Source organism: Endozoicomonas sp. Z74, from assembly GCF_057680865.1.
Genome location: NZ_JBLYZI010000018.1, coordinates 26,925 through 44,914, shown reverse-complemented (window position 1 = coordinate 44,914; position 17,990 = coordinate 26,925). Strand labels below are relative to the sequence as shown.

General features: G+C 52.5%; 17 protein-coding genes, 4 tRNA genes and 1 riboswitch. Of the genes, 18 read left to right on the top strand and 3 right to left on the bottom strand.

Annotation, left to right across the window (positions count from 1 at the left end; all coding sequences use genetic code 11):
* Positions 1-251 precede the first annotated feature (251 nt).
* The 5 genes from ACNRUY_RS07535 to thiC all read left to right on the top strand — a co-directional run bounded on the left by ACNRUY_RS07535 (position 252) and on the right by thiC (position 5,198).
* Positions 252-788, top strand: a complete 537-nt coding sequence (locus ACNRUY_RS07535; protein ID WP_488111036.1) for a GNAT family N-acetyltransferase — start codon at positions 252-254, stop codon at positions 786-788.
* A gap of 33 nt (positions 789-821) precedes the next feature.
* Entirely contained in the window at positions 822-1,691 is an 870-nt protein-coding gene (locus ACNRUY_RS07530) for a phosphodiesterase (RefSeq protein WP_488111035.1), read from the top strand.
* Between the two features lie 30 nt (positions 1,692-1,721).
* Complete coding sequence (locus tag ACNRUY_RS07525) at positions 1,722-2,387, top strand: glutathione S-transferase family protein (RefSeq protein ID WP_488111034.1); 666 nt, start codon at positions 1,722-1,724, stop codon at positions 2,385-2,387.
* Positions 2,384-3,061: a phosphohydrolase gene (locus ACNRUY_RS07520; protein WP_488111033.1), complete on the top strand. Its 678-nt coding sequence runs from the start codon at positions 2,384-2,386 to the stop codon at positions 3,059-3,061. Before ACNRUY_RS07525 ends, ACNRUY_RS07520 begins: the two co-directional genes overlap by 4 nt.
* A gap of 93 nt (positions 3,062-3,154) precedes the next feature.
* Positions 3,155-3,282, top strand: a riboswitch (TPP riboswitch).
* A 119-nt stretch (positions 3,283-3,401) separates the two neighbouring features.
* Positions 3,402-5,198, top strand: coding sequence for a phosphomethylpyrimidine synthase ThiC (gene thiC, locus ACNRUY_RS07515; protein WP_488111032.1), 1,797 nt, complete (start codon positions 3,402-3,404; stop codon positions 5,196-5,198).
* A 16-nt stretch (positions 5,199-5,214) separates the two neighbouring features.
* Here thiC and sigZ read toward each other — a convergent pair whose 3' ends face one another.
* The 3 genes from sigZ to ACNRUY_RS07500 all read right to left on the bottom strand — a co-directional run bounded on the left by sigZ (position 5,215) and on the right by ACNRUY_RS07500 (position 10,739).
* Positions 5,215-5,751: an RNA polymerase sigma factor SigZ gene (gene sigZ, locus ACNRUY_RS07510; protein ID WP_488111031.1), complete on the bottom strand. Its 537-nt coding sequence runs from the start codon at positions 5,749-5,751 to the stop codon at positions 5,215-5,217.
* A gap of 147 nt (positions 5,752-5,898) precedes the next feature.
* Positions 5,899-9,408, bottom strand: a complete 3,510-nt coding sequence (locus ACNRUY_RS07505; RefSeq protein ID WP_488111030.1) for an autotransporter outer membrane beta-barrel domain-containing protein — start codon at positions 9,406-9,408, stop codon at positions 5,899-5,901.
* A 278-nt stretch (positions 9,409-9,686) separates the two neighbouring features.
* Entirely contained in the window at positions 9,687-10,739 is a 1,053-nt protein-coding gene (locus ACNRUY_RS07500) for a pyridoxal phosphate-dependent aminotransferase (protein ID WP_488111029.1), read from the bottom strand.
* Between the two features lie 183 nt (positions 10,740-10,922).
* Between ACNRUY_RS07500 and ACNRUY_RS07495 the strand changes: the two genes are divergently transcribed.
* From ACNRUY_RS07495 to rplJ, 13 genes are all read left to right on the top strand, one after another.
* A complete protein-coding gene (locus ACNRUY_RS07495) occupies positions 10,923-11,417 on the top strand; it encodes a hypothetical protein (RefSeq protein ID WP_488111028.1) in 495 nt (164 codons plus the stop codon).
* A gap of 53 nt (positions 11,418-11,470) precedes the next feature.
* Positions 11,471-12,538: a biotin--[acetyl-CoA-carboxylase] ligase gene (locus ACNRUY_RS07490; RefSeq protein WP_488111027.1), complete on the top strand. Its 1,068-nt coding sequence runs from the start codon at positions 11,471-11,473 to the stop codon at positions 12,536-12,538.
* Positions 12,519-13,292, top strand: coding sequence for a type III pantothenate kinase (locus tag ACNRUY_RS07485; protein WP_488111026.1), 774 nt, complete (start codon positions 12,519-12,521; stop codon positions 13,290-13,292). The genes ACNRUY_RS07490 and ACNRUY_RS07485 overlap by 20 nt, the downstream gene beginning before the upstream one ends.
* On the top strand, positions 13,273-13,986 hold the full coding sequence (locus ACNRUY_RS07480) for an SPOR domain-containing protein (protein WP_488111025.1): 714 nt from the start codon (positions 13,273-13,275) through the stop codon (positions 13,984-13,986). Before ACNRUY_RS07485 ends, ACNRUY_RS07480 begins: the two co-directional genes overlap by 20 nt.
* Before the next feature lie 176 nt (positions 13,987-14,162).
* Positions 14,163-14,246 (top strand) — tRNA-Tyr (locus ACNRUY_RS07475).
* Between the two features lie 98 nt (positions 14,247-14,344).
* A tRNA-Gly gene (locus ACNRUY_RS07470) sits at positions 14,345-14,418 on the top strand.
* 13 nt (positions 14,419-14,431) lie between these two features.
* Positions 14,432-14,507 (top strand) — tRNA-Thr (locus tag ACNRUY_RS07465).
* A gap of 140 nt (positions 14,508-14,647) precedes the next feature.
* Positions 14,648-14,723 (top strand) — tRNA-Trp (locus tag ACNRUY_RS07460).
* Positions 14,724-14,810: 87 nt separating this feature from the next.
* Complete coding sequence (secE, locus tag ACNRUY_RS07455; RefSeq protein WP_488111024.1) at positions 14,811-15,179, top strand: preprotein translocase subunit SecE; 369 nt, start codon at positions 14,811-14,813, stop codon at positions 15,177-15,179.
* Positions 15,180-15,191: 12 nt separating this feature from the next.
* Positions 15,192-15,725 carry a transcription termination/antitermination protein NusG gene (gene nusG, locus ACNRUY_RS07450; RefSeq protein WP_488111023.1) on the top strand — a complete coding sequence of 178 codons (534 nt, stop codon included), beginning with the start codon at positions 15,192-15,194 and terminating at the stop codon, positions 15,723-15,725.
* 212 nt (positions 15,726-15,937) lie between these two features.
* On the top strand, positions 15,938-16,372 hold the full coding sequence (rplK, locus tag ACNRUY_RS07445; protein ID WP_488111022.1) for a 50S ribosomal protein L11: 435 nt from the start codon (positions 15,938-15,940) through the stop codon (positions 16,370-16,372).
* Complete coding sequence (rplA, locus tag ACNRUY_RS07440; protein WP_488111021.1) at positions 16,372-17,067, top strand: 50S ribosomal protein L1; 696 nt, start codon at positions 16,372-16,374, stop codon at positions 17,065-17,067. Before rplK ends, rplA begins: the two co-directional genes overlap by 1 nt.
* A 380-nt stretch (positions 17,068-17,447) precedes the next feature.
* A complete protein-coding gene (gene rplJ / locus ACNRUY_RS07435; RefSeq protein ID WP_488111020.1) occupies positions 17,448-17,978 on the top strand; it encodes a 50S ribosomal protein L10 in 531 nt (176 codons plus the stop codon).
* The last annotated feature ends 12 nt before the right edge of the window (positions 17,979-17,990 follow it).

Sequence of the window (17,990 nt, the reverse complement as noted above, 5' to 3'; positions counted from 1 at the left end):
AATGTTCATAAACGGCTTCTGAAAACCCTGTCTGCCATGATGCGCCAGAATGCCTGCCGTCAGACAGGTTTTAGTTTGTTTTCTATTGAAAGAAGGGTATATTTTTTGATCGGCATTGAATTTCGATTCTAGACCAGACTGTAGTTCAGCTTTTGCTGAAGTTTTTGATCGGAATTTATGGCTGTCATGGAGAACTTTTACATTCACCCCACTGTCCAAGCAGTAGTTGTTAAAGATGTCCGGAGTCCATTGTGCTGATTGTCTGTGAAACCCCCCGCCTGCTTTTACGAACCTGGCAGATTCAGGATCTCCCCGCGCTTGCCAATCTGTTGGGGGAGTCAGTGGAAGATGGATGTGATCTGATGGCGGAAGAGCCAGGCAGTCAGGCAGAGAATGAGCTATGGCGGTTTCAGACTGAAATGGACAAGTGGGGTTGGTCACGCTGGGCGGTGGTGCTCAGGGAAACCCATCAGCTGATTGGCTATTGCGGGTTTTCCCCTTACGGCCGGGATATTGAGATGGGGTGGCGTTTTCTACCGGAGTTTCGTGGGCAGGGGCTGATTCATGAGGCGGCGGAGGCTGTGACTCAGTTTGGTTTTAAACAGCTGGGTATCAGACGTATTATTTCATTCAGTCGGCCAGACAATGCTTTTGCCCAGGGTGTTATGCAACAGCTGGGGATGACTCTGGACTGTTTTGAGGGGTGGAGCACCTGTACTGTTGCCCGATACAGCATGCAGGCTCCAGCGTACTCTCCAGCCAGGCCTCCAGCGGTGCTCACTCGATAATCCTCTGCTCTCCATAACCGGATAAAAAATAGTATGGCGACTGGCTGGCAGGCCGCTATAAATAACAAAGCCATTCATGTCAGTAACCCGATGCTCTACGACTTCATACATATTTCGGACACCCAGCTGGTGCCTGAGGGGAAGATCAACTACGACATTGACCCCTGCGACCGGCTCAGGCGCTGTATTGATGACATTGTGAAATTCTGCCCTGATTCCCAGGCCTGTATCATTACCGGAGACCTTGCTCACTGGGGAGAGGAGGCTGCCTATCAGCTGTTGAAAAAAGAGCTGGGGCGCCTTCCCTTTCCCTGCTGGCTGCTCATGGGGAACCATGATTCCAGGAGAGCTTTCTGCCAGGTGTTCGGACATGAGGTCATGAATGAAAAAGGGTTTGTTCAGTTCAGCCTGTCAACGCCCGCCGGGCGGCTGGTGGGGCTGGATACTCTGGAAGAGGGACGACGGGGTGGCTATCTCTGTCCCTGGCGATTGCAGTGGCTGGAGCAGGAGCTATTGAAAGGAGAACCGGTTTTTCTGTTTATGCATCACCCGCCGTTTAAGTTGGGCCTGCCTAGCATGGATGACGATGGTCTCCTGAACAGTGATGAATTTCTTGACGTGGTCAATCAGTTTCCCGGCAGGGTCCGCCACCTGTTCTTTGGTCACGTTCATCGGAGCGTTTCAGGCAGCTGGCAGGGCATCAGCTATTCATGCCCTCTTTCTCTGGTGCACCAGACCCCTTTTGATTTTATCGAGCGTAAAGTTAGGGCAGTCTCTCCCGAATCCCCCCAGTACCACCGGGTCCAGATCTATGATGACCGGGTGGTTGTACATGCCAGGGACTTTCTGCATAGTGACCCCCTTATCGATGTCAAGCGATGTACCCGCTACCCTCACCCCTGAGAGGCATCACCCCATGACAGGAGAAAAGCCATGAGTCTGCCCGGACTTGAGCTGATCAGCTTCAAGACCTGTCCTTTTGTTCAGCGATCCGTGATCACCCTGCTGGAAAAAGGCATTGAGTTCAAATTGACGTTCATCGACCTGGCGGATAAGCCCGACTGGTTTCTGGCCATCTCCCCCCTGGGCAAGGTGCCAGTACTCAGGGTGGGTGAAGAGGTGCTGTTCGAATCGGCGGTGATCAATGAGTTTCTGGATGAGATCACCCCCCCCTCGTTGCATCCCACAGAGCCTCTGGTGAAAGCCCGGCACCGGGCCTGGATTGAGTTCGGGTCCACGGTGATCATGACTTACTATCGAATGACCATGGCTGAACAGGCTGATGCTTATGAAGCGTTAAGAGAGGACTTGAGCTCTCAGCTGAAAAAGCTGGAATCTCAGGTAGAAGGCCCTTTGTTTGCCGGGGAGAGAATGTCTCTTGTGGATACCGCCATGGCCCCGGTTTTGATGCGCATCGATCTTCTGGAACAGTTGGGCATGCCCTCCCTGTTGAGCGCCTTTCCGGCTGTGAAAGCCTGGTCCCAGAGCCTGTTGTCAAGAAGCAGTGTACAACAATCCGTTGTGGATAACTTTCGGGACTTATCCGTCGAAAGCCTGAGAAAAAGTGACAGTCACCTGAGCCACCTGCTGAATCTATGAACGACCATAATGCCCCGGAAACATTGAAGCAGTGGGAAAACCGCATTGTTTCCTATCTTCAGGCCCTGGAGCATCATACCGATGATGCTTCCCATGATTTTCATCACTTTCAGCGGGTGTGGAAGACCGCCCGGCAGATTCTGGATCAGGAGTCCCCAGAGGCTAACTGGTTGGTGGTGCTGACTGCCTGTTATTTTCATGACATTGTCGTGTTGCCCAAGGACCACCCCCGCCGTTGTGAAGCCTCTACCCTGGCGGCAGAAAAAACCCGAAGCTGCCTGCAGGAGATGAATTTTCCCGGAGAGCTGGTTGACGATGTCTGCCACGCGGTTCAATGCCACAGCTATTCCGCTGGAATTCCCCCGCAAACCCTGGAGGCAAAAATTGTGCAGGATGCTGACCGAATGGAAGCTTTGGGCGCCATAGGCCTGGCCAGGGTGTTTTACACCGGCGGGCTGCTGCGGCAGAAACTGTTTGATCCGGAGGACCCCATGGCCGAAGACCGGGATCTGGATGACCGCCATTTTTCCCTGGACCATTTTCAGCTCAAATTGCTGAAGCTTGCCGGGACCATGCAGACGCCGGCGGGTCGTGCCATGGCAGAGCGGAATACGGATTACCTCCGGGATTTTATCCACAAGCTGCAGAAGGAGCTTGAAGGGGATTATTCCTGAGCGTAAAAAAGTGATGGCCGTCAAAAGGGGGGGCTTTTTTTCCTGAGACGTTCTGCCAGGCTTCAATATCCATTCATTCAGCAATATACTCCCAAGCTCTTGTCGGAGTGCGATAGCTGAGATCGCCGGTTTCTGGTTCCTGACTGAGAGAACCAGAGGCTGGCAAATCCGTAGAACCTGCCCGGGGTAATACCTGCGAAGGGAACAAGAGAATACCTGAACAACCGGTTGATCCTTATAAGATGGGACGGGGTAAGAAGCGTCTCCGGGATTAACGGTTCGTCCTGACGCTCTTATTGCTAGCGACACCGGCAAGCCAACCTGACCAAAAGGTGATCCAATGGCTTGCGATAATCATCAAAACACCCCTCGAACCAGTACTCTGCCCAGGGGCAGCAGCGAACCAGAAGCTTCGATCAAGGCGCCTATTCCTGCCCGGGATCAGCTGCTGGAGGAAGCCTGCCGCCCGTTTCCTGCCTCCCGGAAGGTTTATATATCCGGCAATGGAAGGGGGATTCATGTGGGCATGCGGGAAATCACCCTGGGGCAACGCCGGGGGGAGTACAGTAAAGCGGATGGGGAAACCTCTATCCGGGTTTATGACACCTCAGGCCCTTATACCGACCCGCAGTTTCAGCCTGATTTGCTGAAAGGTCTGGAGCCTTTACGTTCCGACTGGATTAATGAACGAAGCGACACCGAGCAGCTGAAGGCCCACTCTTCCAGTTATGCCTGTAAACGGAAAGGGGATATTCAGCTGGAACCCTTTCGCTTCCAGTATTCACGGGCGGTCCGTCAGGCCCGGCCCGGTAAAAATGTAACCCAGTTGCACTATGCCCGTCAGGGCATTATTACTCCGGAAATGGAATACATTGCCCTTCGTGAGAGCATGGGGCGGACGGAAGGAGAGGTGATCACTGCGGAGTTTGTGCGTCGGGAGGTAGCAGAAGGGCGCGCGGTGATTCCGTCCAATATCAACCATCCTGAAGCGGAACCGATGATCATTGGCCGGAACTTCCTGGTGAAAGTAAATGCCAATATCGGTAACTCGCCAGTGACGTCTACCATTGAAGAGGAAGTGGAAAAGCTGCTTTGGGCTACCCGCTGGGGGGCCGATACCGTGATGGATTTATCCACAGGCCGGAACATTCATGAAACCCGGGAGTGGATTCTCCGCAACTCTCCCGTGCCCATTGGCACCGTGCCTATTTATCAGGCTCTGGAAAAGGTGCAGGGTAAGGTGGCAGACCTGAGCTGGGAGGTGATGAGAGATACCCTGATTGAACAGGCGGAGCAGGGGGTGGACTACTTCACCATCCATGCCGCCACTCTCCGGAATCATGTGAAACTCACCCGGGACCGGGTGACGGGTATTGTTTCCCGGGGCGGAGGAACCCTTGGTCAGTGGTGTGAGATTCACAACCGGGAAAACTTTCTCTATGAGCATTTTGATGAGATTTGTGACATTTGCCAGCGCTATGATGTCACTCTGTCCCTGGGGGATGGCCTGAGGCCGGGTTCCGTGGCCGATGCCAATGATGCGGCCCAGTTTGCCGAGCTGGAAACCCTTGGGGAATTGACGCTTAAAGCCTGGCAGCACGATGTGCAGGTGATTATTGAAGGGCCGGGCCATATTCCCATGCACCTGATCAAAGAGAATATGGATAAACAGCTGGAGTACTGCCATGAAGCGCCTTTCTATACCCTTGGGCCATTGACCACCGATATTGCACCGGGCTATGACCACATCACATCAGGCATCGGGGCGGCCATGATCGGCTGGTATGGTTGTGCAATGCTTTGCTATGTAACGCCCAAAGAACACCTGGGACTGCCCAACCGGGAAGATGTCAAACAGGGGCTGATCGCTTACAAAATCGCCGCCCATGCAGCGGATCTGGCCAAATGCCATCCCGGAGCCCGGTTAAGGGATGATGCATTGTCCAGGGCCCGGTTTGAGTTCCGCTGGGAGGACCAGTTCAACCTGGCCCTGGATCCGGAAACCGCCAAAGCCTATCACGATGAAACCCTGCCCCAGGACGGGGCCAAGGATGCCGGGTTCTGCTCCATGTGTGGTCCGGACTTTTGCCCGATGCGCATGACCCATGATGTCCGGGAGCTTGAAGCCACTTCCTGAGCCTATTGGTGCATTATCAGCATTGGCTACAACGGTGGTGTTTTGGCTGGAAGTCAATAACGCCACCCCGGCCCGTCTCAATGTCACAGCAGCGGGTGAAGTGATCCCGTAATAGGGCCCGGCCCCGTTGCAGTCGGCTTTTGGCTCCGGACAGGGACAGGCCCAGTTGTTCCGCCACCTGTTTTTGGCTCAACCCTTCCAGTTCGGCCATCTGTAACGGCTGCCGGTATTTTTCTGGCAGCTCTTCCATCAGAGGCTGCAGGCAGAGAGCCAATGACTGATGCGCCTTTTCTGCTTCATCGGTTTCTGGGGCGGCCAGGAACTCAGGCAATTCATCCTCAGGTTTCTGTTTACGGAAATGGTCCATGATCACGTTATGGGCAATCCGGTAAAGCCAGGCACCGATGCTCTGTTCAGACTTCAGTTGTTTCAGCTGGGTATGGGCCTTGATATACACATCCTGTAACAGATCTTCCACCAGTGCCTGATCATCAACCTGCCGGGCGATGTAGTGTTTTAAACGGGTCTTGTGATCTTGCCAGTGAGCTTCCATGGTTGTCTCAGAAGAAAAAACAGAAAGAGTGACATTTAAACGTCAGTGAATGAGCATTGGCAATGCATGAAATAATTGAATGGGCAAATATAAAGGCAGGTATAAGAGGGCACTGCTGTTCCTTCAAGAGTGCCCACACTCTCCTCTTTAGAATTCATACTCCACATGAATCCGGGCATTGTGATAGCGGAAATCACCGTTCCAGTTGTAACGATAGGTGGCGCCGACGGTAAATTGATCCAACCGGTAAGAGGCTCCGACACCGGCCAGGACTCGGTTTTTCTCAATCTCTGCGCCTTTGACGGTGGTCCACAGGTCACCCACATTGACCAGGCGGTACTGAGTTTCAGGGCGGTCATCCTTGAAGTTGTGGTAGCCCTCCAGCTGTACAAAGGGTTGCAGTGAGCCTTTATTAATGGGGATCTCCGTCACTGCCTTGAAGCCGGCTCCCAGTTCAACTACATCCTGTTCAAACTCCTTGACCTCCTGAGCCAGGATATCCGGTCCGTCCTCCCTGTAACCATCCTGTTTGAATCGGGTGTAGTTCAGTTTGACTTCGGGGCGTATGTAAACAGAGTTGTTTAACGGGCAATCCACCCCGGCGCTGGCTTTGGCACCCCAGGTGGTGTGTTTAACGTCTTTGGCCGTATAGTGTTTGGCATCCGCCGTTCTTTCCAGGTCGCCTTTTCCTGCGCCGTAGTTGACCGTGGCATTAATAAAGCTGATGCCTTTGCTCCACTGGGCGTAGAGACCACCCTGATATCGATCGGACTTGATGGTCTGGCTGATTTCCTTGCTGTTCAGCCGGGATTTGGCGTAGGCACCGGTGATGCCCAGAACGAACTGGTCATCAAGAGTGGTGTCGAAGCCCAGGATCACGCCATCGATTTTACTGTCAAATCCCAGGGCGTCACTGGTGGTGTAACGATCCCCTTGGTTATGCATGTATTGGAGCCACATGGTGGGGGCATGCATCATGGCGTCGCCGGTGCTGACACCTGCCAGGCTTTTGTCCAGATAATCCATTCGGTAAAGGCGGTCATCAATGGCGTTAACGGTATCCTGATGGAAGACCCGGGCATCGCTGGTGACGCCATTTAGGAGCAGGCCTGGTGTGTTTTCATTGGCCAGAACGGTGAGTTGCTGTTGATTTTTACCGGTGATGGTGGCCAGCAGTTTATCTCCGGTATCCTTGTCATCCGCTTTATGTCCGGCTTCAGCAAGGTGGGTAATACTGTCGGCCTGAGTGTCTGAAAGCCCGCTCTCTTTCAGGGTCTTTTTCAGGGCAGCCAAGGAGTCGATGGAGGTGCTGTCATCAGTGCCCTGGTCGGGCTTGTCCGGTGTGCCGCTGCTGTCGTCGCTTGTGTCGGGTTTATCTGGAGTATCAGGTTTGTCAGGAACGTCTGGGGTATCTGGAACGTCAGGTGTGTCGGGGTTGCTTCCACAGCTGGTACCTCCGGACCCGGAGGCTCCGGTATGGAATTTAAGGCAGTAAATGTCCCGGTCCGGAATACTGGTTCTATCAAGAACACCGGTAACACCCAACACCGGAGAGTCAAAAACAGGGGTACCGAACTCTCCGGTGATTTTATCAGCATTCACCACCCGGAATTGCAGTGGCTTGTTATCAAGGGCCGCTCGGAGCGCCTGGGGTCCGATATTTTTGGTGTCGACAAAGCGGCCATGTATCGCATTATTTCCTTTCAGGGTCAGGCCTTTTTCAACCCGGAGAAAGGCGACCTCTTTGTTAACATCGTCTTTCGACAGGGGTGCCAGCTCAATACCGGCACCACTCTCCAGTGTGAGTCCCTGATTGGCCACCACCGGTGAGGTCTTCAGCCCGGTGTTTTTATGAAGTACCGGTTTTCCCGTGGCCGTGATCCGGGCAGGGCTGTCAAACTGAACCGGTTTCAGTTTGGTTTGGGTTGATTGCTGGGTGTTACTGGTCCATAGGGGCAGTGTCCGTTGTGAGGGCTTCAGGTTAACAGCCCCATCTATGGTAATGGACGCTACCCCGGTAATAATACCTCCTTCGTGGGTGCCGGAGGTCAGGGTAACGGTTGAAACTCTGGGGTCTTTCTTAATACCTTTTAACATGCCCTGAAAGGTGCCTCCAGCCAGTTTGAAGCTCTGGAAGTTACCCAGGTTATGTACCAGTGTGCCTTCGGAAACCGTCAGTTGCGCGGTTTCAGCCATTTTCAGGGTATCAGGATAGGAAAGTACCTTCTTGCCGTCGACGGTGGTGGTTGTGGGCTCTGGTTCTGAGAGCATGGACACCAGGGAGTTGGCTCCAGTCATGGTCATTGATTTCACAGGAACGTTGCCGTTGGTTCCCCACCACTGAGCACCATCTGAGACAAATACTTCCTCAATACTGTCGATTCTGGCAAGTACTTTGGATTGGCTGCCATGAATAAAGAGCCGGTTACCCACCACTTCATTCAGTTTTGTCTGAGGATTATAGTCTTTCAACTGAAGGCCTTTGATATGGGTCATTCCCGGGCGTTCGTAAACCGTATTGCCAGCCTTGTAACGCACTACTGATTGAACCGGAGAGTTGTCAATGACAATGGTTTCCCCGTTGAGGCCGCCATAGGTGCTGTAGCCAGGAAAGTAGGTAGGTTCTTTTACTTCTGAGGTGACTGTATTTTTAAAGGCGGTAACGGAGGAATTCTTTATGTCCAGCCTGATCGTACCGGCATTGCCCCCGGAAGGCTGAGCTGAAGGAACGCCTGTTCTAATACCGCTTCCCAGGGATGGGCCTCCCTGAGGTTCGATTTTCAGGTTACTGTCCTTCACTGTGATGTAGTAAAAATTAATGGCATAGAGGGCGGACTCTTTTGAGCCATCAATCACCAGCGTTGGCTTTTGAAAATATAAAACACCGTTTTTAAAAATGGCATTGGCTGGGTCTTCTGGCGGGACATGTCCGGTCACCTTGGCGTATTTGGGATCTGTAGCAAAAACCGAGCCCTCCCGGGCAACCGACGCGCCTTTATCAATGGTGATATACACAGCGGTTAGTTGTGGTCCAGCGGTAGTTAAAAACGCTTTTGCACCGTCCGTCACCAGCACTTTTCCGATCTGAGTGGTGCCGCCCATGCTCCATTGGTTAAACGTCATGCTGGAACTTTGTCCTGTTAAGACAAATTCGCCACTGGCTTGTGTTTTGGGGCCCGGAAAATTGGGGCGTACACCGGTAATAATCGAGGCTGGACCATTGGTGCCTGAGAGCTGCAGCATCGGGTTTTTAAAATCCAGGACATGCTGGCCATTATGATCCCCAATTGAGGTAGACGGTACTAGTTTGAAAAGAGCGGGAAACCCTTTCTCCCCTTTAATATCTGCTTCCAGGTTCAAGCTCTCAAGCTTCAGGTTAGGGACAGGTTTGCTGGTATCCGGTTGATTTGGTTGCCCGTCTTTGGGCTGAAAAACCATTTTTGACAGCTCTTCCGGTGTTTTGCTGATGATTTGATCCTGGGTCAGTGTTGTGGGGCTAGCAGTATTAAAAGTGTGTTGGTATGGGGGCGGATCATCCTTTCTCAGGGGTGGGGGCTCCACCGTTAAAGGTGCTGCATTAATGGCCTGGCAGAAGAATGCCAGGGCTGATAGAGGAAACAGAGCAGAATTTGGTCGTGTACGATTGAAGGAAACCATTTATACAACTCCGGATTTCCATGAGGTGGAAGTGGTTTAGTGAAATGGCTTGAACCACATTAGGAACAGACGTCAGTGTAGACGGGCTTTGATAAACGGCCAGTTTTGTATAAAAAGGACTGTGCTGAGCTTTGATAGGAAAAGGTGGCTTTTACAGGTTAAGAGTTGCTGTGCAAAATAAATAAAGCCTGCTCATGAAAACGGGATCCTTTTGCAGAACAACAGACGGCTATCAATAAAGATAGCCGTCAGAACCGATAAATGGTTTTGAAAAGAATTCAGAGTACCTGTTCCAGGCAGTTAATCAGCTGTCTTGTCTGGGGTTCGTCGCCGATAGTGATTCTCAGCCCCTTGCGACCATCGCTGTCTGCCTTGGGGCGAACCAGAATGCCGTTCTGTCTCAAATGCTGCTCAACGGTATCGGCATTTTTGGGAAACACCCATAGGAAGTTGGCGACACTGGGCCAGTAATCAATGGCTTTCTGTTTTAAAAATGCCTCGAGAATGGGCTTGGATTGCTCCATGACTTCTTTGACGTACCGGTGGGTGTATTGTGGGTCATCCAGTGCGGCACTGATGGCAACTGCGGCGAACTGATTGACATCATAGGGCCCGCGAATGTTCAACAGAGCCTTAATATTGTCCGGATGGCTGATAATGTAGCCCAGGCGAATAGACGGCAGTCCCCAGGTTTTTGAAAAGGTGCGGGTAATCACCAGGTTGGGGTATTCCATGACGGCATCGGTGACGGTAGAGCGGGTGTATTCAAAATAACATTCATCGACCAGTACCACAGCCCCGGGTGCCGACTTCGCTATGGCAAGAATATCCTTACGATGAACAGTGGTTCCGCTGGGGTTGTTGGGGTTGGCAATCACAATCAGTCGGGTTGCCGGGTTGATGGCTTCAAGTACTTTATTTATTGGAAATCCCGTGGACTGGGAGTACTGCGGCTCAATGACGTTCAGGTTTTCTACCTGGGCACACTGGTGGTACATGGCAAAGGTGGGGCCGGGAATAATCGCTTCGTCCCCTTCTGTACAGGCTGCCCGGACAATCAGATCAATGCCCTGGTCTGAGCCGTTGGTGATCATTACCTGGGGCTCGTTAACCTGACAGTATCCGGCAATTTTCTCTGTCAGGTTGCCATAGCAGGGGTAAGTCTGCAGCCGGTCACTGTTGATATAGTCGATCAGGGCCTGCTTTACTTTCCCGCTGACCGGGAGGGTGCGCTCATTGAAATCCAGCAGAAGGTGCTTATGAGGATCCCGCCCTTCCAAGGGGGGCTGGTAGGCTCCCATCTGAACAATGTGGGATTTGAAGATACTCATGATGCAACCCTGTTCTGGTTCTGTTATCTGGGATACGCCAGTATATGCACTGTGTTTGCGGGAATCCACAGAGGGATACAGTTGGTCTAGCCTGTTTGAAGCACTACTTTTTGAAAGGCGAGTCTTCTGAATATTCGGGTTTTCCTTCAGGCTCTTCTGCTCACATTGTTACTGACTGCCTGTATGTCAGATTTTGAGCAGCGCCAGCCAGTTCTGGATGACTGTCCATGGACGGTTGGCTTTCCAGGCGCGCCTTCTGTCGAACTTCTTCTGGATGGCAGGGTGGTGCGAAAGCAAAGGGCCAGTCTGTCCTCTGACAACCGCATTTTCCGGGCATCCTGTACGCTATGGAAAAAAGGCGGTCATAAAGAAACCGATAAGCGTTGGATACAAAGGGTTCAGCGAGCGCTGCAGATTACCCTTCTGGATATTGAACAAAGCCAGGTGAAGGGGTATTCCGTAGTCAGGCTGAAAGCCAGTCACCGGTGCCCGGGAGTGGCGTGTTCCCACTATTGGGTTCACTCATACTTCGATGGGCGTTCCCGTTTGATGCTGCTTTACCGGGGCAGGTCATCAGCACTGGATCGTCAGGGAAAAGCGTTTCTTGGGTCTGTGCGCGACCGCCCCGAAAGCCCGATCAACAGTGATTCCCGTGGAGGTGATTCCGGGCTTCACTGAAAGCAGGATGAAAGCAAGATATAGTACCCCGCTCAATGCAAGGTGAATGCTTCATGGAACAATTACTGAAACTGCTGGCGGATGGAGGTTTTCATTCCGGAGAGGCGCTGGGTAATGCCCTTGGTGTATCCCGGGCGGCGGTCTGGAAAAAACTGAAAGCGCTTGAAGAACTTGGGCTTCAGCTGGATTCAGTGCGTGGAAAGGGTTATCGCCTGCACCCGGGGATTGAGCTGCTTGACCGGCAAGTCATTCTTGACGGTCTTGAACCGGCCGTTAAAGACCAGGTTGAAGTGGATACCTGCCTGCAGACCGCTTCGACAATGGACAGGGTCAGAGAGCTTTCAGCGGGCAGGTATAAACAGCTTTCCGCCGCTTCTCCCCAGTCCGGGCATATGTTGAGCGATAAAAAAGTGTTCTGTGTGACCGAGTATCAGTCCTGCGGACGTGGTCGCCGGGGCAGAACCTGGAGTAACCCTTTTGGGTCCACCATCTGTCTTTCGCTGCGCTGGCCATTCAGTGAAGGCATGGCTTCACTGGAGGGGCTGAGCCTGGCCGTTGGCCTGGCGGTGCTTCAGGCCCTGGAGGCATGTGGAGCGGATGGTTTGAAACTGAAGTGGCCCAATGATGTGCTCTGGGAAGCCCCTGATGGTTTTCGAAAGCTCAGTGGTATCCTACTTGAGGTTTACGGAGACCCTACGGGTGACTGTGAGGTGGTGATTGGGGTCGGGGTCAATATTGCCCTTAGCCAACAGCAACTGGCCGCCATTGGTCAGCCTGCCACGGATATGTTACGTGTCTGCGGGCAGGCTGCAGGGCGGAATGCGGTCGTCAGTTCATTGGTGAATACCCTCTGTTATACCCTGAATCGCTTCAGCGAGGGGGGATTTGCCCTGTTTCGTGATGAGTGGATTCGCCATGATGCCTTTTTGGGGCAGGAGGTAGCGCTGGATGCTTCGGGGCGGAAAGTATCAGGGCGTGCCTGCGGGGTAAATTCTCAGGGGGGGCTGTTGCTGGAAACCCCAGAGGGTATGATGACTTTTAACGGCGGAGAGGTGTCGTTAAGGGCGGGTAGAAAGATCGAAGGCAGTGGTCAGAGAGAACATGAAAATCCTGGAATTTGATGCAGGGAACAGTCGGTTAAAGTGGCGTTTGGTCAGTGAAAAACAGGTCATGGCCAGGGGGCACCTGGTTAACAGCGACAGCTGGCTGAGACAGTTGCCGCTGCTGTTGGATCAGCTGGGGGAAATCGATGGGGCAAGGGCGTCCGTGGTTTCCGGCAGCGAGCGTTATGATGTGCTTAGCACAGTGATTCACCAGTGCCGGGGGATGGACTTGTTGCAGGCAAAGGTACAGCCTTGCTGGCAGGGGGTGAAGGTGGCCTATGAGGACCCGTCCCTGCTTGGGGTTGACCGATGGCTGGCCATGCTGGGGGCTCACCATCAGGAGCCTGGCAGGAACAAGGTCATTGTTGACTGCGGCACCGCGATTACCATTGATTTAGTGGATCAGCAGGGAGTGCATCATGGCGGTTATATCATTCCAGGGATCACCCTGATGAAAACGGCCCTGAAAGCCAATACTGCCAATCTGGATCTGGTCCAGCAATTGCCTGAATCCACAGGACCCGGGAGGAACCGCTCAGAATGTATAAACCAGGGGGTTCTGGCGATGGTGGTGGCCATGATCAATGCTCAGTTGAATCACTATTCAGATTCTGTCGTTTATGTCACAGGAGGAGATGGTTGCCTGCTGGAACCTTTTGTTGATGCTCAATGCCGGCTAATCCCGGAGCTGGTGATGGATGGGCTGGCGCTGGCTTTTGAAGGCTTTGAAGAGAGCCATTTGGGGAGAGCCAATGCGCTGGGTTGCTCTTAGTCTGGTTTTGCTCAATGTGGGGTATTTTGCCTGGGGCATGTTTCAGCAGTCCCGGATGAGTTACCACACCCAGGTGGATAGCGGTGTGCCCCGTGAGGAGGCAGGCAGGCGCCTGGAGCTTTTTTCTGAGCGTCAGCAGGCTCAACCCTCCCATCAAGCCGTTATTGCAGAATCATCACCTCCAGCGCCGGTTTCAGATGAGGACGCTCAGTGCCTTTTTCTGGGGCCCTTCGCCAGTGCCGACCAAGCGGACCAGCTGCAACAGAGACTGTTTGCCATTGGAGTCAGTAGCCGGGAGAGGGCAGACGAAAATGACCAGCAGTCTGACTATTGGGTACACATTCCGCCACTGCCAAGCCGGGATGCGGCTATCCGGCAGCTGCGGGAGTTGCAGGCGCAGAAAATTGACAGTTTTGTCATTACCCAGGGAGAGCTGGCTAACGGCATTTCTCTTGGGTTGTTTAGCCGCAAAGAGTCGGCGACAACCGTAAGCCGTCGTTTAATGGAAGCGGGTTATCCGGTGGCCATTAAGTCGCTGCCAAAAGCCCCTGAAAAGTGGTGGCTTGAACTGAGTGATAAGGAAGAAGGAAAACTGAATGAGCGTTTCTGGGGAGAAGTGGCTCATCAGCATCCGGGTCTGAAAAAACTAAAAAAGAGCTGCAAAAGCATTGCATCAGCCGAGGAGTTTCTCTAGTATACGCCTCGCTGCTCAGGGAGTCAGTCAACGAAACCAGACGAAAGTCTAGCGAGATGCCGGTCAGGCAAGTCCAGTTAATCGGGTTTGTTTTGAGGGTGTTTGGAGTGAAGGTTTCCGGTCGGAAAAGGCTGACTTGACATTAAATGCTTCCTGAATACAATAGCGCAGCACCTGGTGGGGTTCCCGAGCGGCCAAAGGGATCAGACTGTAAATCTGACGCGAAAGCTTCGCTGGTTCGAATCCAGCCCCCACCACCAGATTTTGTCGTAAATCTCCAGATGTTGAATGGGGGTTATGAGTGAAAGTTGCTCGCTCTGCGGTCAGGTGGTTTGCTGGCGCGAGTCGATTTGCTTTTGCGGGTATAGTTCAACGGTAGAACCTCAGCCTTCCAAGCTGATGATGCGGGTTCGATTCCCGCTACCCGCTCCAGTTCCAGTGTTTTGCTCTTATAGCTCAGTTGGTAGAGCGCATCCTTGGTAAGGATGAGGTCACCGGTTCAAATCCGGTTAAGAGCTCCATTATTTCAAAGAGGCTTTTGTCTCTTTTTTTAACTCTGCTCTCGGGCGGGGTTAAAGTGAATAACAAGACTTTTCAGGCGGGCTGAAGCAGATTATAATCGGTCTGCCCTGTATCAGAGCTTGGAAAAGCAGCAAGTTACAGGCCAGTAGTTCAATTGGTAGAGCACCGGTCTCCAAAACCGGGGGTTGGGGGTTCGATTCCCTCCTGGCCTGCCATTCCGAAGATTAAGTCCTTCCTCTCGAGAGCCTGGCTCTTGGGAGGTTTGCTCTTAGATGAGAGTTTAAATAGAGATATTCAAGCTGATGAGTGGAAATTCTGATAGTGCGGCTTCGGGTCGTCTGGATGGTCTGAAATGGGCCTTCGTGGCGATTCTGGTCGCTGCCGGTGTTTACGGGAATTCTTATTTTTCTGCTGAATCCCTTTTGCTCAGGGTGGTTATCCTGCTTGCTGTTGCTGCGGTAGCTGGTTTTATTGCTCTGCAGACAGTCAAGGGTGGTGCCTTCTGGACGCTGCTGAAAGAAGCCAAGACTGAGATTCGCAAGGTTGTCTGGCCGACTCGTCAGGAAACGGTGCAGACCACGCTTATTGTAGTGGCGGTAGTACTGTTGATGGGGCTCATTTTGTGGGGGCTAGATTCTCTGCTAGGCTGGATGATCAGTAGCCTGATTTGATAGGGACAGGACATGGCGAAACGTTGGTATGTGGTTCATGCCTACTCTGGATACGAGAAGCAGGTGATGCGTTCGCTGAATGAGCGTGTTCAGCGTCTCGGTATGGAAGAGTATTTTGGCGAGATTCTGGTGCCTACCGAGGAAGTGGTAGAGATTAAAAATGGCCAGAAGCGCAAAAGTGAGCGCAAATTCTTCCCTGGCTACGTGTTAGTCCAGATGGAAATGAATGAAGACTCCTGGCATCTTATTAAAGATACGCCCAGGGTGATGGGCTTCATTGGTGGTACGGCGGATAAGCCGGCACCCATCACCGAAAAAGAAGCGGATGCCATCCTTCGTCGCGTGCATGAAGGTGCAGAAGCTCCGAAGCCTAAGACTCTGTTTGAGCCAGGTGAGATGGTTCGGGTTATTGAAGGGCCGTTTGCTGACTTCAATGGCGTGGTCGAAGGTGTGAATTACGAGAAAAGCCGTCTTCAGGTTGCGGTGATGATCTTTGGTCGCTCAACGCCCGTTGAGCTTGAGTTTGGTCAGGTCGAAAAAGTCTGAATTTGAAGGCTTGAAAGAAAGCCCCGTGGTGCTGGATGGTGTTTTGATCTGGTCGCCGGGGTTTTTATTTGGGTTTCAAAAAAAGAGTGTATCGGTGCTGGCGGTTTCTGAATGAATTCGGTAGACTGTCGCGCTTTGTTTGCGGGTAGCCGTGGATTTTGAGTCTGAAATTGTCGGGCTTGGATGAGGCTGTGACCCTATAGAGGTTGAAAATGGCTAAGAAAGTTGAAGCTTATATTAAGCTGCAAGTGCCTGCCGGTCAGGCGAACCCTTCACCACCCGTAGGCCCGGCTCTGGGTCAGCACGGTGTGAACATCATGGAATTCTGTAAGGCATTCAACGCCAGCACCCAGAAAATGGATGCCGGTATGCCGATTCCTGTCATTATCACTGTTTACAGTGATCGCAGCTTTACCTTCGAAACCAAGACTCCGCCAGCATCCGTTCTTCTGAAGAAGACGCTGAAGCTGAAGAAAGGATCTGGGCGTCCGAACACTGAAAAGGTCGGTACGGTTACCCGTGAGCAGCTGCTGGAAGTTGCCAAGGTAAAAGAACCTGATCTGACGGCTGCTGACGAAGATGCAGCTATCCGTACGATTGCTGGTTCCGCTCGCTCCATGGGTCTCAATGTGGAGGGCGTAGAATAATGGCTAAGCTGTCCAAACGTGCAAAACTGATTGCCGAAAAAGTAGACTCTGCCAAGGCGTACTCTTTTGAAGAGGCTGCCAAGCTCCTGAAGGAAGTGTCCAGCGTCAAGTTCAAGGAAACTGTTGAAGTTGCCGTGAACCTGGGTGTGGATCCTCGTAAATCAGACCAGGTAGTGCGTGGTTCTACTGTTCTGCCAAATGGTACTGGTAAAGACGTGCGTGTGGCTGTCTTTACTCAGGGCGCCAATGCTGAAGCTGCCAAAGAGGCAGGCGCTGAGATTGTCGGTATGGATGATCTGGCTGCTCAGGTTAAGGCGGGTGATCTGAACTTTGACGTGGTTATCGCTTCTCCTGATGCCATGCGTGTAGTGGGTCAGCTGGGTCAGATCCTGGGTCCTCGTGGCCTGATGCCTAACCCTAAAGTGGGTACTGTAACCCCGAATGTTGCTGATGCGGTTAAAAACGCCAAGGCGGGTCAGGTACGTTTCCGTACTGACAAGAACGGTATCGTTCATGCAGGTGTCGGCAAAATTGATTTTGAAGCGGACTCCCTGAAGCAGAACATTGAAGCTCTGCTGGCTGATCTGAAGAAGCTGAAGCCTTCTTCCAGCAAGGGTGTCTACATGAAGAAGGTTACCCTGTCCTCCACAATGGGACCGGGCCTGACCATCGACATGGCTTCTCTCTCTGCTTAAGCAGAGCTTGATAAAGAGATGATCTGGGTCTGAGTGCGAATCATTCGGGCCCATGACCGGGGTGTTTATCCTGGTCACCAGGAACTTTGGGGTCCCTGCTTGTGGCGGGGGTCGTCAAAGATCGCAGGTGTCTGAGGTTGTTCCTGTTTCGACAGGGTTCGTTTGTACTCCTTATACCTTTATTAAAAGGTGATTGAGGAAGGCGGACAAAAAACGGATGGCTTAATTTCCTGCGTAGACGGTGAGATTCAAGCAGCTGTTATTAGTAACAGTCTGCCACATGGACCCTTCACCGTATTGTAAGTGTTCGGCGCTTTTTTTCTGAAGCGGAAGCTTTGGTAAGGCGTCGGATGTAACTTCATATTTTTGGAGTAAAGCCCATGGCGTTAGGACTCGAAGACAAGAAGGCGATTGTCGCCGAAGTCAGCGAGGCTGCACAAAGCGCTCTGTCGGCTGTAATCGCGGACTACCGTGGTCTGACTGTTGGTCAAATGACCGCTCTGCGCAAGCAGGCTCGTGATGGTGGCGTATACCTCAAGGTTGTACGTAACACACTGGCCAGGCGTGCAGTTGAAGGCACTGAATTTGAGTGCCTGCAGGAAGCTCTGGTAGGCCCAACTGTGCTGGCCTTCTCCCAGGAAGATCCGGGTGCCGCTGCGCGCCTGATGAAGGATTTTGCCAAAGAGAATAAGGAGCTGGAAGTCAAGGCTCTGTCCATTTCCGGACAGCTGCTTGGTGCTGAACAGATTGATGTTCTGGCCAAGATGCCGACTCTGGACCAGGCTCGCGCGATGCTGATGAGCGTAATGATCGCACCTGTAACCAAGCTGGCGAGAACTCTGAACGAGTTCCCTGCAAGCATTACCCGTGTGATGGCAGCTGTTGCCGACGAGAAAAAGAAAGCCGCCTGATTTTTTATCTGG